Origin of the sequence: Dechloromonas hankyongensis, assembly GCF_022012295.1 — a bacterium.
Classification (GTDB): Bacteria; Pseudomonadota; Gammaproteobacteria; order Burkholderiales; family Rhodocyclaceae; genus Azonexus; species Azonexus hankyongensis.
The window spans coordinates 213,173-225,614 of record NZ_JAKLTN010000001.1; the positions used below are offsets into that span (position 1 = coordinate 213,173).

Below are 12,442 nucleotides of genomic sequence, written 5' to 3' on the forward strand. Positions count from 1 at the left end.
GCGCTTAGCAAATACGCGGCAACTGCTCGCCGCTCAACCAATCCACAATGCGCCGGCCGCCGAAGGCCGTGGTCATCTGCACAAAGTGGTGCTCGTCCTGATGCACCGTGCCGACAATGGCCGCATTCGCCCCCTGCGGATGGGCCCGCATCGCCGCCAATAGTTTCTCGCCATCCGCGGCGGCGCAGATCGCGATCAGCTTACCCTCGTTGGCCACATACAGCGGGTCCAGCCCGAGAAATTCGCAGGCCGCCTCGACCGCCGGCGTCACCGGCAAAGCCTTTTCCTGCAACATCATGCCGACCCCGGATTGCTTGGCGATCTCGTTCAGCGTCGTCGCCAATCCGCCGCGCGTCGGATCGCGCAGCACGTGAATGTCGGCACCGCTCGCCCGCATCGTCTCGATCAGCCCATGCAGGGCCGCCGTGTCGGAAACGATGGGCGACTCGAAACCGAGGCTCTCGCGTTCGGCCATGATCGCCATGCCGTGATCGCCCAGCGTGCCGGAAACCAGGATGACATCGCCCGGTTTCGCGCTGCGACCGGACAACTCCTTGCCCGGCGCCACGACGCCAACACCCGTCGTCGTGATAAACACCCCATCGCCCTTGCCGCGCTCGACGACCTTGGTGTCGCCGGTCACGACCGGCACACCCGCCTCCTTGGCCGCCGCCGCCATGCTTTGCACAATGCGCGCCAGATCGGCAAGCTTGAACCCTTCTTCCAGGATGAAGCCCGCAGAAAGATAGAGCGGCTTCGCCCCCATCACCGCCACGTCGTTGATCGTGCCATGCACCGACAGGCAGCCGATATCGCCGCCCGGGAAGAACAGCGGTGAGACGACATGCGAGTCGGTGGCCATGACTAGCCGGCCCTCGCCCGGGTTCGGTAGAAGAGCACCGTCGTCGCCCTGGGCGAGATATTCGTTGCCGAGGTGTTTGGCAAACAGTTCCTCGATCAGTTGCGCCATCGCCCGGCCGCCGGAGCCATGGGCCATGTCGACCTGGCCGTGCTTGATGTCGAGGGGGCGGACGTAGTTTTTGCGGGTTTGGGTCATGGGGTGGGGGCTGTGGATTTTGTTAGGGGTGAGGTTGGTTGTTGCTAACGCCGGTGCCGTGGGCGGGCGGGGGTTCCGCCCTTGCGGGGCGTCTTACTTTCTTTTGCTTCGCCAAAAGAAAGTAAGCAAAGAAAAGGCGACCCTGGGTCGGTGCCGGCTACGCCGGTTCCCTGCGCGACCCGGGACTGGCGGGGGCTGCGGAACTCGGCCCTGCGGGCCTCAGACAGTCCTCGCCCTTTTTCCGCCAGACCCTGCGTTGCTCGGCACCTCTCAAGGGGCCCGGAAGACCAGCGAGGCTCGGCCAGCGGGTTTGGTTTCTGGCAGTTTTGTTGGGCGGCCGCAGCACTCGACTTTTCGAACGGCGCCCGATCCCGAGACGCCTTTCGGGTCCCCTTGAGAGGCGCTGAGCAACGCAGGCGGGCCGGGAGTAGTCGGCTTGCCTTGTCTGAGCCGCAGGCGAGTTCAGGCAAGCCGCCCGGCTCGCCGAGTAGCGGAAGGTACCCCGAAGGGGCGCCGACCACGGGGTCGCCTTTTCTTTGGCTACTTTCTTTTGGCGAAGCAAAAGAAAGTACGCCCGCCCTCAAGGCGGAAAGCAGCGCTCGTGAGCGCACCACTTCCTCCGAAAAGGACGCCGCCAGCCAGCACCCCCTGGATTCCCGCCTCCGCAGGAATGACAGGCGGCCGACCTCAGGCCACATCCTTATACCGCCCATAGGTATAGTGCGCCGCACAAGCCCCTTCGGAAGACACCATGCAGGAGCCGACCGGATTCTCCGGCGTACACACCGTCCCGAATATCTTGCAGTCCTGCGGCCGCTTGACCCCGCGCAGGATCGCCCCGCATTCGCAGGCCTTGTGGTCCGGTACCGAGGCATAACCCAGCGGGAAGCGCTTTTCGGCGTCAAATTCGGCGAATTGGCTGCGAATGCGCAGCGCCGAGTAGGGTAAAACGTTCAAACCACGCCATTCGAAATGCTTGCGCATCTCGAACACTTCGGCGACCAGTTGCTGCGCCTTCAGGTTGCCGTCACGGCTGACAGCGCGGGCGAATTCGTTTTCGACTTCGGCGCGGCCTTCGTTGACCTGGCGGATCAGCATCTTGATCGCCTGCATCACGTCGAGCGGCTCGAAACCGGCGATGACCACAGGTTTACGGTATTCCTCGGCGAAGAATTCGTAGGGTCGGCTGCCGATGATGGTCGATACGTGGGCCGGGCCGATGAAGCCGTCGAGCGGCACTGTTCCCCACTGGCGAACTTCCGGTGACTCCAAGATGCTGGAGATGGCCGATGGGGTCAGCACGTGGCAGCAGAGCACCGAGAAGTTCTTCAGGCCGAGCGCCGCCGCCTGCTTGATGGCGACCGCCGTCGGCGGCGTCGTCGTTTCGAAGCCGATGGCGAAGAAGACGACCTGTTTGTCCGGGTTCTTCTGAGCGAGCGTTACCGCGTCGGCGCTCGAATAAACCATGCGGATGGCGCCGCCACGCGCCTTGGCCTTCATCAGTGACAGAGCATCGGAGGCCGGCACGCGCAGGCAGTCGCCGTAGGTGCACAGCGTGACGCCCTGTTCGAGCGCCAGGCGGATGGCCTGGTCGACGCGGCCGATGGGCAGCACGCAGACCGGACAGCCCGGGCCGTGGATCATCTTGACGTTGGCCGGCAACAGGTCGGACACGCCGTAACGGGAAATGGCGTGGGTGTGGCCGCCACAGAATTCCATGAAATGGTAGCTGCGGGCCGGATCGGCCTCGGCGCGGATAGCTGCCGCCAGCTTCTGGGCGACGTCGCCGTCGCGGAACTCGTCGATGTACTTCATCGCTCAGTGCAATGTGACATCGCCGTCGGCCGGCAGCTGGCCCATTTCGGCAAAGAGTTTCAGGGTTTTCTCGGCCTCTTCCGGATCGAGCTTGTTCAGCGCGTAGCCGACGTGGACGATCACGTAATCGCCCACCGCCACGCCGTCGAGCAGGGCCAGCGAGATTTCCTTCTTGACCCCGGCCAGATCGACCAGGGCATTGTCGTCGGGGCGCAGTTCAACGACCTGCGCGGGGATCGCGAGACACATCCGCGTTGCTCCTCAATATCGTTTTTATAAGGCAGAGTCTAACCTGCCGGGGTCAATTTCGCTTGCCGGCCAGACGGCGGAAAAAGCCGCGCCGGGATACCTCCGTTTTCTCTTCTGCTACCGGCGCCGGCGGCGTTTCGGCCAGGCTCGCCGGGGGGCCAAACACCGTCTTGATTGCATCGGCCGCGACCAGGCGCGCCGTCGCCATGTCGGGCAGCTGGTCGACCGGCGCGATCAGCGGACAATACTGGTAGGGGCCGATGTCCGGGTCGTCGTCGGCGATGAACTGCATCGTGCCGCAAGGCAGGTTCAGGTAGCGCCGCTCGCCGGCCGGGATGTCGCCCCACAGCTGGCCGCCGCCGGAGACCAGCAGCAGGTTGAGGAACCACGGCGTGATGACGACGCCCAGCCAGTCGCCCTCGTGGCGGGCAAAGCCGATGGCCTCGACGGTCAGCGCGGCATTGACGAAGGGCAGGTCGTGCATGCGTGTCTGCCAGACGTGGCGGTAATGCGCTTCGAGGAAGGCGCTCGGATCGTCCGCGCGCGGTACGGCCGGGCGGATCGGCGGCGGCGCCAGGGCGGGGGTGCGGATGCGTTCAGTCATGCGAGCGGTTCAAGTCCGTGAAATGCAGCGACGAGTCGAATTCGCCTTCCAGCGACGCGGCAAGGGCGGCAAGCGCATCCTCGATCAGCGAACGCTGCTCATCCTCGACCACCTCGCGGGCTAGGCCGAGCGAGGTCAGCACCCAGGTGCCGACCGGCTGCGGGCCGATCAGCATCATGTTGATGCGTTCGCGCTGGCCGTCACGCTCGACCCAGGCGAAATCTCCGGCATTGTCGCCACTGCCCTCCCACTCGACAATGCGTTTCGGAATCGACAGGCACATCAGCCGCGCGCCTCGGCTACGATGCCCAGCGCTGTCAGTTCGGCCAGCGTCATGGCGACCAGTTCCGGCACTTTCGCCGCCACTTCCGGCGACAGCTCCATGCCCAGCGACATCGATACCGGCTGCATGCCGACGATGGCAATCGATTTCGGCGCCCGGCCCGTGAATTCGAGGCTGGCCAGCACGTCGGACAGGCTGACCTGGTGCGGCGACAGCTTGGTCCGGAAGAAGACCGGCACGTCGTCGCCCTTGAGCAGCACCGGCGTCGCCGGCGGCTGGCTGCAGCGCACGCAATCGACGACGACCAGGCCGTCGAGATCTTCGAGCTGCTCGAGCATTTCCATGCCGCAGGTGCCGCCGTCGATGACTTCGACCTCCGGCGGCAGGGTGTAATCCCGCTCCAGCGCCTCGATGGTGCGCACACCGACGCCTTCATCGGTCAGAAGGATGTTGCCGATACCCAGAACTACAACGCGCATGCTTTTATCCGATAAAAAGGGGCGCGAACATTGTCGCGCCCCTGGTGCAGAAACGAATTGCTTCCGATCAAACCGCCTTCACCGTCACGACCGGATTGTTCTCCTGGTCGACGACATGCACGGCGCAGGCCAGGCAGGGGTCGAAGGAGTGTACCGTACGCAGCACTTCCAGCGGCTTTTCCGGATCGGCCACCGGATTGTCGATCAGGCAGGCCTCGTAGGCGCCGGGCTGGTCCTTCTCGTTCCTCGGCGCGGCGTTCCAGGTGGTCGGCACGACGCACTGGTAATTCTTGATCTTGCCCGAATCGATGACCACCCAGTGCGACAGCACGCCGCGCGGCGCCTCGTGGAAACCGACGCCCACCTGTTCGCCCTTGGGGAAAACCGGCCGGTTGAAGGTCTTGAGGTCGCCCTTGCCCATGTTGGCGAGCAGCAGGTCCCACTGGTTGATCAGCTCGTCGACCTGCACCGCGCAGCCGACGGCCCGCGCCGCGTGGCGGCCGATGGTCGAATGCAGCGCATCGACGCCGACCTTGGCGCCGGCCACCGTCGACACCAGGTCGAGGGCGGCGGTGGCGTACTTCTTGGTCGGTTCGTGGCCGGCGGCCAGCATGTTCATGACGCGCGGCAGCGGGCCGACCTGCATCGGCTTGCCGTAGAAGGTCGGCGACTTCAGCCAGCTGTATTTGCCGTCGTCCTGGAAGTCGGTGTAGTTCGGTGTCGTCTCGCCCTGGTACGGATGCAGCGACTTGTCGTTGCCGCCGCTGTAGTTGTACCAGGAATGCTTGATCGCCTCGGACACACCGTCGATGAAATACTTGTCGTTGAAAGTCTTGATCGGCTTGTAGCTTTCCAGCTTGCCGCCTTCGATGTAGCCGCCGGGCAGCGCGAACTGGGTGCCCTTACCGTCGAGCGGGATGTCCGGCACCGACAGGTATTCGGTAATGCCCTTGCCGTACTTGGTCCAGTCGGCGTAGAAGCCGCCGATGGCGCCGACATCGACCAGATAGACATTCTTGACGAAGTCTTCCAGCTTGAGCATCCATTCCTTGACCGCCAGCAGGCGCTCGACAGTCAGCACCGACTGCGAATCGACCGACAGCGGATTGGCGACGCCGCCGACGGCGACGTTCTGGATGTGCGGCGACTTGGAGCCGAGCACGGCGACGATCTTGCTGGCGTAACGCTGCACTTCCAGCGCCTGCAGGTAGTGGGAAACCGCCAGCAGGTTCACTTCCGGCGTCAGCTTCATCGCCGGGTGGCCCCAGTAACCGTTGGTAAAAATGCCGAGCTGGCCAGTGCCGACGAAGCCCTTCAGCTTGTCCTGGACCTTGACGAACTCGGCCTTGCTGTTGCCGTTCCAGTTGGACAGGCTCTGCGCCAGGCTGGCCGTCTTGCCCGGGTCGGCCTTCAGCGCGCTGACCACGTCGACCCAGTCGAGTGCCGACAGGTGGTAGAAATGGACGATGTGGTCATGCACGGCGTGGGCCAGCATGATCATGTTGCGGATGTACTGGGCGTTGACCGGGATTTCCAGCTGCAGCGCATTCTCGACGGCACGCACCGAGGCGATGGCATGCACCGTGGTGCACACGCCGCAGATGCGCTGGGTGATCGCCCACGCGTCGCGCGGATCGCGGCCAATCAGGATGTTCTCGACGCCGCGCCACATCTGGCCGGAGGCCCAGGCCTTCTTGACGCGGCCGCCGTCCACCTCGACGTCGACGCGCAGGTGGCCTTCGATGCGGGTGACCGGGTCGATGGTTACTCGTTTAGTCATGTTGTTCTCCTATCCCTGGAATTCAGTGGGCAGCCTCGACCCGTGGCAGCACGGGGAAGCGGCGGGTGATGATGATGTAGCCGAGCACTTCAAGCGCGAACATGCCGATGGTGACCAGCATTTCGGCGATGCTCGGGAAGTAGCTCCAGCCATGGTCGACGCCGAGGCCGGTGTCGTAGCCGATCAGGAAGCCGTTGATGCGTAGCAGCACGCCGCCGAGCATGATCGCGACGCCGGCGAGGAACAGGCGGGCCGGGTTGCGGCGGCCGGCCGCGGTGCCGACGATCAGGAATGGCGCCGCGAAGCAGGCGGTTTCGAACCAGAAGAAGAAGGCTTCCAGGCTGGGCGCGAAAGCATGGCCGAGCGCGCCGCGCACGATCAGGTCGCCGAAGCGCACGGTCAGGAACACCGCCAGCATGCCGAGCATGATCTTGGCCATCGGCTGCAGCAGGTGCATTTCGATCTCGCGCCGGTAGGCCGAAGCGGCGACGCAGGATTCGAAAAGCACAATGCCGTAGCCGATGGTCACCGCCGACAGCAGGTAGAGCAGCGGCACGGCCGGCGTCTGCCACAGCGGATTGACCTGCGGCCCCATGACCACGAGCAGGGTGCCGAGCGAGGACTGGTGCATCATCGGCAGCAGCGTGCCGAGGGCGATGAAGAAGAACAGGACCTTCTCCAGCTTCTGCTTGCGCACCTTCATGCCCCACTGTTCCATGAAGACCGGCGAGAACTCGATCCACATGACGATGATGTAGCACGAGATGCACAGCGCCACCTCGAACATCACCGAATTGGGATTGGCGTAGCCCGGCCACAGGATGTGCCAGAAATTCCACCAGCGGCCGAGGTCGAACAGCACGCCGATGCCGGCCAGCGTGTAGCCGAACAGCGAGGCGAGCAGCGCCGGGCGGACCATCGGGTGATACTGGCCGCGGTTGAAGATGTACACCAGCATCGCCACCGAGAAGCCGCCGCAGGCGAAGGCCGAACCGATGACCACGTCGAAGACGACCCAGATGCCCCACGGGTAGCCGTCGTTCAGGTTGGTCACCGCACCCAGCCCGAAGATGAAGCGGACGAAGAGCACGGCGATCATCGCCGCGATCAACAGGCTGCAGATCATCACCGGCAGGTTGAACAGCTTGCCGCCAACCGGGGCGGCGGGATGATGGGCGCTCATGACTGCCCTCCCTTCTGGTTATCGTCTTCCGGCACCACGTTGCGCTTGGCGACCCAGGTCAGGCCGGCGAGCACGGCGATCGGCATCATCAAGCCGCCGTACAGCGTGTGCTGGATGGTTTCCGAAGTCGCCGCCGAGGATTTCGGCGGCAAGTCGGGCAGGCCGGCCTTCTGGAAATTGACCGCCGACAGCTTCAGCACCTGGGTGCCGCCGTATTCCTTCTCGCCATAGACATGCTGCAGGTAGGAGCCGGCCACCGCCTCATAGCTCTGGTCGAGCGGACCTTTCCACTTCGCCGCTTCCTCGGCCGTTTCGCCCGGCTTGGGCAGGCGGCCGCGCGGCACCACCAGCTTGTCGCCCGGCTTGACGGCCAGGCGGCGCTTGGCTTCGGCCAGCAGATCCTCGGTGCGGCCGAACAGCGTGGCTCCAGTCGGGCACACCTCGGCGCAGGCCGAGTAATGGCCGTCCTTGTGGCGATGGCGGCACAGCTCGCACTTGCCGATCTTGCCGGTCGGCGAATCGTACTGGTACTTGGGGATGCCGAACGGGCAGGCGGCAACGCAGTAGCGGCAGCCGATACAGGCGTCCGCGTCGTAGCCGACGACGCCGGTGACCGGATTCTTGGTCATCGCCGACACCGGGCAGGCCGACACGCAGGACGGGTCGGCGCAGTGCATGCACGAGGTCTTCATGAAGGAGAAGCCGTTTTCCTCGGCGTCCTTCGTTTCCATCGTGCCGTGGCGGTACATCTTGATCAGGTTGAAGGTATGGCCGCTGGTGTCGAGCGGGGTGTCCCACAACTTGTCCACCGCCGTGAATTCAGCCGGGTTCTCATTGACCTGCTTGCACGCTGCGACGCAGGCCTGGCAGCCGACGCACAGCGTGGCGTCGTAGAGCAGGCCAAGCGCTTCCGGCGGGCGTTGCAGGGTGTCGCGGGCGCAGGCCGTTTCGGGCAGCACGGCCGAAGCCGCCGCTGCGCCGCCGGCCAGGCAGCCCTTCAGGAAATCGCGTCTCGTGGCCATCTCAGACCTCCGTTTTCTCGCCGGACTTCTTGGCCTCTTCCCGCTTTTTCGCCTCTTCCAGCGCCTCGGCCTTATGCGACAAACCGAGATTCTTGGCGACCATGGCTCCGCCCCCGGCAGCAGCGCCGGCAATGGCAGCCAGCACGGCCGCCGAACCGAGCGAGGCGCCGACGCCTTTTTCCTCGACGATGCGTGGCAGGAAGGCAGAGGGCTCGATGTTCTTCAGCTTGGCGACGGTATGGATCGGCTTGGCAAAGCCGACGCCCTGTTCAGTACAACCGATGCACGGGTGGCCGCAGGCGACCGGCCAGGTCCCGGCGCCGGCGTCGCCGAACATGATGACCGAGCAGTTGGCGTAGGTTTCCGGCCCCTTGCAGCCCAGCTTGTACAGGCAGTGGCCCTTGCGGTGGCCTTCGTCGCCGAATTCCATGGCGAAGCGGCCGGCGTCGAAGTGGGCACGGCGCTCGCAGTTTTCATGGATCAGGCGGGAATAGGCGAATTTCGGCCGGCCCTTGTCATCGACTTCGGGCAATTTGCCGAAGGTCAGGAAATGGACGACCGTGGACAGGAAGTTGTACGGGTTGGGCGGGCAGCCGGGGATGGTCACCACCGGCTTGCCGAGCACCTTGTCCACGCCGCTGGACCCGGTGGGGCTGGAGGTCGCCCCGGGAATCGACGGAATCGTCGACGGCATGCCGCCCCACGAGGCGCAGGAACCGATGGCGATCACCGCCGCCGCGTCGGCCGCGCATTCCTTGAGCAGTTCGATCGCCGTCTTGCCGCCGATCTTGCAGTAGACGCCGCCATCCTTGGTCGGAATCGCCCCTTCGACGACCAGGATGTACTTGCCCTTGTTCTCGGCCATCGCCGTCTTGCGTGCCGCTTCGACCTGGTGGCCGGCGGCGGCGAACAGCGTTTCGTGGTAGTCGAGCGAAATGACGTCGAGAATTAGCTTCTCGAGCGTCGGATGTTCGGCGCGCAGGATGGACTCGGTGCAGCCGGTGCATTCCTGGAAATGCAGCCAGATGACGCTCGGCCGCTTCTTGGTGGCGACCGCCTCGGCGACCGCAGCGTCCGCTCCTTGCGGCAGCCCCAGTGTCGTCGCCAGCGCGGCGCAGAATTGCAGGAATTCGCGCCTATCCATCGACAAGCGCGCGGCTGCAGCCTCGATGCGCTCGTCCTGTTCCAGCGTAATCAGGTTTTGGTTGGCCATTTATATCCCCCTTGTTTGTTCATTGCCGGTCACCGATGACCGACAACCTCTCTCTGCTGGGAGGGCCTTGCTTTTTTGGAAATAGTTTTATCGCCGTTCTATAGCAACAGCCGGGCCAGAATTGAAAACCCATTAAATACCGTCACTTACGGAAAATTAACGAACAGCAGCAGGCGAAAACAACGGCACTGGCTTTCCACTTTCCGCTGCTAGCTGGTCAGCTGCTTATCAGACCTAGGAACTAGTCACTTGGAAAAAGCGCTGCGCCAACGGCAACTGGCGGCCGGATTCAGCGGGCCGTCTGCACCTTGTCGCGGCCGCCGGCCTTGGCCCGGTACATCGCCGCGTCGGCGCTGTTGCTCAGGGCCAGATCGTCACCGCCGTCGTCCGGATAGACGGCGACGCCGAGGCTGCACGAAATATTCAATTCGCGGCCATCGACCATGAACGGCTGGCCGATGGCGTGTCGCAGCTTTTCGGCCAGTCCGCGCGCCGCCTCGCCTTCGGCCAGCGCCGGCATCAGCACGACGAACTCATCGCCGCCGATGCGCCCGACCGTATCGGAGGCGCGCACGCTCTGCTGCAGGCGCATGGCGACCTGCTTGAGCAGCAGATCGCCGACGGCATGGCCATAGCTGTCGTTGATCGGCTTGAAGCGATCGAGGTCGAGGAAAATCATCGCGAAATGGTCGCCGTGCCGCTTGGCCCGCGCCAGTTCGTTCTGCAGGCGGTCGCTGAACAGGGCGCGATTGGGCAATCCGGTCAGCGGGTCGTGCTGGGCCATGTGGCGCAACTCGGAGGTCATCACGGCAGCCAGACGCAAGGCGCGAGCCCGGCCGGTGACCATGAACCAGGCGAGCAGGGCCAGGGTCAGGCTGACGCTGATGCCGGCGAGGGCAATGAGGGGCGCCGCATCCCGCCCGAAGCGGTCGGCGAATTCGCTTTGCGTCGTCAGCCGCAGCGTCCACGAGCTGCCGGCAACGACCATGTACTCGTTGGCGCTGAGGATCTCGTCGGGTTCGGCCGGCGTCGCTTTGTCGGCCGTTGCCGAGCGGTACATCAGGGCGCCGGCGACCGGATCGGCACCGTCGTAAATGGCCAGTTCGACGCCCGGCACCTGCTTGCCGTACAGGCCGGCCATGAAGTCGTCCATGTAGAAGGAGGCATATACCCAGCCGACGATATGGGCCCGGCGCTGGGCGAGGCTGTCGCGCGCCTGGCCGGGGGAAAAAATGGGCAGGTACATGATGAATCCGGGCTGCGCTTCGGGCTTTTTATCGACCGCCAGGCGCACCTTGGCGGTAATCGCCGCCATCCCCGAATCGCGCGCGGTTTCCAGCGCCAGCCGACGCGCCGGGTCGGCCAGGGCATCGAGTCCGAGTGGCAAGGGGTCACGCCAGCCGCCCGGTTCGCGCTGGATCACCGTCCCGTAGAACGGACGCTCGCCGGCCGGATAAATGGCGTAGTCGGCAAAACCGAGCCGGCGCATCGCCGCCTCATGCGTCGCCTTGCGCCCGGCGGGGACCAGTTCGACGACACCGATGGCCTGGACGCCGGAGAAATTGGCATCCAGTTGCAGGGTCTCGACGTATTCCCGGATGGCCCGGCGGTCGAACAGGCCGGTCGCCGCCAGCAGCCCCTGTACGCCGCGCAGCATCTGCTCGTGCGCGGCGACCCGCTGCTCGACCCGGCTGACCGTGTCGCGCAACGCAAAATCGAATTGCGCCCGCAGTTCTTTGCGGCTGACCTGACGTTCATGATCCCAGAGCAGCCACGTCACCCCCAGGGTAATGACCAGGATCAGCCAGGGCAGCAGCATGGGCAGCCGGGACATGGAAAAGGGCTGCCGCTCGGTCGTCACGGTGCTGTGGGAAAATCGACGAGCGCCGTAGCCAGCTCGAGCTTGAAATATTTCTCGAAAATGCGGCGCATGGTGCCATCGGCCCGCATGTCATTGAGCAGAACTCGCCAGCGCTCCTGTTCGGCCGGCGGCAAGGCTTTTTTCGACATGATCAGGCCGTGCGGAACCGGCGGATCGTTGAATTCGATGATCGCCGTCTGGTCACGAATCTTCTTCTCGTCCAAGGTCGGATAATCGAAGGGCTCGATAATCATGCCCTGAATGTGATTGAGCATCAGCGCCTGATACAGGGGCGCCAACCCGCTCGCCTGGCTAACGCGATTGCCTGCCTGCAAGGTGTCGACCAGACGATTGGCCTTGTCGCTGTAACGGAAGCCGCGAATTACCCCGAGCTGGAGTTTTTCATTGCGCTCGAAATCGGCCAGACTGGCCGCCCCGGTATCCTTGCGCATCAGCAGGTAGTATTTGTTGCTGAAATACCATGCAAAAGCCGCGAAGCGATCACGCTCGGCATTGCTGATCCCGGACAGGCTGAAATCGAGAGCGCCCGATTCGATCAGTTGCCAGATGCGCGCCCGGGCCATCAGGCTGACGACCACCTTGCACCCCGAGCGGCGGATCAGTTCGTCGGCCACATCCTTGTCGATGCCGGTATCGGTGGTCGCCGAATAGAGCAGGCCGTGATCGTGGAGCGCCAGCGTAAAGGGGCGCGAACAATCCGGGCCGGCTGCACGGGCAGCGCCGAGATTGCCGAAGACGACCAACAACACCAGAAGATAGCGGGTGATCATTGCGGCCCCGTTGGGAGAGGGTTGATGCTTTTTTTACCCGATCATACCGAATCGAAAACAATCCTGTATGGGTAAAGGGCCGGCGAGGAGAATTAATTCCACCCC

12 protein-coding genes are annotated in these 12,442 nt (G+C 64.2%); all 12 read right to left on the reverse strand.

What is annotated here, in order from left to right; genetic code table 11:
* Positions 1–4 precede the first annotated feature (4 nt).
* The 12 genes from hypE to LZ012_RS01080 all read right to left on the reverse strand — a co-directional run bounded on the left by hypE (position 5) and on the right by LZ012_RS01080 (position 12,337).
* Positions 5–1,057 carry a hydrogenase expression/formation protein HypE gene (hypE, locus tag LZ012_RS01025; protein WP_275706609.1) on the reverse strand — a complete coding sequence of 351 codons (1,053 nt, stop codon included), beginning with the start codon at positions 1,055–1,057 and terminating at the stop codon, positions 5–7.
* A gap of 687 nt (positions 1,058–1,744) precedes the next feature.
* On the reverse strand, positions 1,745–2,872 hold the full coding sequence (gene hypD, locus LZ012_RS01030) for a hydrogenase formation protein HypD (RefSeq protein WP_275706611.1): 1,128 nt from the start codon (positions 2,870–2,872) through the stop codon (positions 1,745–1,747).
* A gap of 3 nt (positions 2,873–2,875) precedes the next feature.
* A complete protein-coding gene (locus LZ012_RS01035) occupies positions 2,876–3,121 on the reverse strand; it encodes a HypC/HybG/HupF family hydrogenase formation chaperone (RefSeq protein WP_275706613.1) in 246 nt (81 codons plus the stop codon).
* Positions 3,122–3,173: 52 nt separating this feature from the next.
* Positions 3,174–3,725 carry a [NiFe]-hydrogenase assembly chaperone HybE gene (hybE, locus tag LZ012_RS01040; RefSeq protein WP_275706615.1) on the reverse strand — a complete coding sequence of 184 codons (552 nt, stop codon included), beginning with the start codon at positions 3,723–3,725 and terminating at the stop codon, positions 3,174–3,176.
* Positions 3,718–4,008, reverse strand: a complete 291-nt coding sequence (locus tag LZ012_RS01045; protein WP_275706617.1) for a HypC/HybG/HupF family hydrogenase formation chaperone — start codon at positions 4,006–4,008, stop codon at positions 3,718–3,720. Before LZ012_RS01045 ends, hybE begins: the two co-directional genes overlap by 8 nt.
* Positions 4,008–4,487, reverse strand: coding sequence for a HyaD/HybD family hydrogenase maturation endopeptidase (locus LZ012_RS01050; RefSeq protein WP_275706619.1), 480 nt, complete (start codon positions 4,485–4,487; stop codon positions 4,008–4,010). Before LZ012_RS01050 ends, LZ012_RS01045 begins: the two co-directional genes overlap by 1 nt.
* 67 nt (positions 4,488–4,554) lie before the next feature.
* Positions 4,555–6,267, reverse strand: a complete 1,713-nt coding sequence (locus LZ012_RS01055) for a nickel-dependent hydrogenase large subunit (RefSeq protein ID WP_275706621.1) — start codon at positions 6,265–6,267, stop codon at positions 4,555–4,557.
* Between the two features lie 22 nt (positions 6,268–6,289).
* A complete protein-coding gene (gene hybB, locus LZ012_RS01060; RefSeq protein ID WP_275706623.1) occupies positions 6,290–7,450 on the reverse strand; it encodes a Ni/Fe-hydrogenase cytochrome b subunit in 1,161 nt (386 codons plus the stop codon).
* A complete protein-coding gene (gene hybA, locus LZ012_RS01065) occupies positions 7,447–8,472 on the reverse strand; it encodes a hydrogenase 2 operon protein HybA (RefSeq protein WP_275706626.1) in 1,026 nt (341 codons plus the stop codon). The genes hybB and hybA overlap by 4 nt, the downstream gene beginning before the upstream one ends.
* 1 nt (position 8,473) lies before the next feature.
* Positions 8,474–9,685: a hydrogenase small subunit gene (locus tag LZ012_RS01070; protein WP_275706628.1), complete on the reverse strand. Its 1,212-nt coding sequence runs from the start codon at positions 9,683–9,685 to the stop codon at positions 8,474–8,476.
* Positions 9,686–9,974: 289 nt separating this feature from the next.
* A complete protein-coding gene (locus LZ012_RS01075; protein WP_275706630.1) occupies positions 9,975–11,519 on the reverse strand; it encodes a CHASE domain-containing protein in 1,545 nt (514 codons plus the stop codon).
* 23 nt (positions 11,520–11,542) lie between these two features.
* Entirely contained in the window at positions 11,543–12,337 is a 795-nt protein-coding gene (locus LZ012_RS01080; protein ID WP_275706632.1) for a substrate-binding periplasmic protein, read from the reverse strand.
* Between the last annotated feature and the right edge of the window lie 105 nt (positions 12,338–12,442).

What these genes read in the sequence shown, in the direction of transcription:
- hypE (WP_275706609.1), bottom strand. Translation starts at nt 1,057, where the DNA reads ATGACCCAAACCCGCAAAAACTACGTCCGCCCCCTCGACATCAAGCAC.
- hypD (WP_275706611.1), bottom strand. Translation starts at nt 2,872, where the DNA reads ATGAAGTACATCGACGAGTTCCGCGACGGCGACGTCGCCCAGAAGCTG.
- LZ012_RS01035 (WP_275706613.1), bottom strand. Translation starts at nt 3,121, where the DNA reads ATGTGTCTCGCGATCCCCGCGCAGGTCGTTGAACTGCGCCCCGACGAC.
- hybE (WP_275706615.1), bottom strand. Translation starts at nt 3,725, where the DNA reads ATGACTGAACGCATCCGCACCCCCGCCCTGGCGCCGCCGCCGATCCGC.
- LZ012_RS01045 (WP_275706617.1), bottom strand. Translation starts at nt 4,008, where the DNA reads ATGTGCCTGTCGATTCCGAAACGCATTGTCGAGTGGGAGGGCAGTGGC.
- LZ012_RS01050 (WP_275706619.1), bottom strand. Translation starts at nt 4,487, where the DNA reads ATGCGCGTTGTAGTTCTGGGTATCGGCAACATCCTTCTGACCGATGAA.
- LZ012_RS01055 (WP_275706621.1), bottom strand. Translation starts at nt 6,267, where the DNA reads ATGACTAAACGAGTAACCATCGACCCGGTCACCCGCATCGAAGGCCAC.
- hybB (WP_275706623.1), bottom strand. Translation starts at nt 7,450, where the DNA reads ATGAGCGCCCATCATCCCGCCGCCCCGGTTGGCGGCAAGCTGTTCAAC.
- hybA (WP_275706626.1), bottom strand. Translation starts at nt 8,472, where the DNA reads ATGGCCACGAGACGCGATTTCCTGAAGGGCTGCCTGGCCGGCGGCGCA.
- LZ012_RS01070 (WP_275706628.1), bottom strand. Translation starts at nt 9,685, where the DNA reads ATGGCCAACCAAAACCTGATTACGCTGGAACAGGACGAGCGCATCGAG.
- LZ012_RS01075 (WP_275706630.1), bottom strand. Translation starts at nt 11,519, where the DNA reads ATGTCCCGGCTGCCCATGCTGCTGCCCTGGCTGATCCTGGTCATTACC.
- LZ012_RS01080 (WP_275706632.1), bottom strand. Translation starts at nt 12,337, where the DNA reads ATGATCACCCGCTATCTTCTGGTGTTGTTGGTCGTCTTCGGCAATCTC.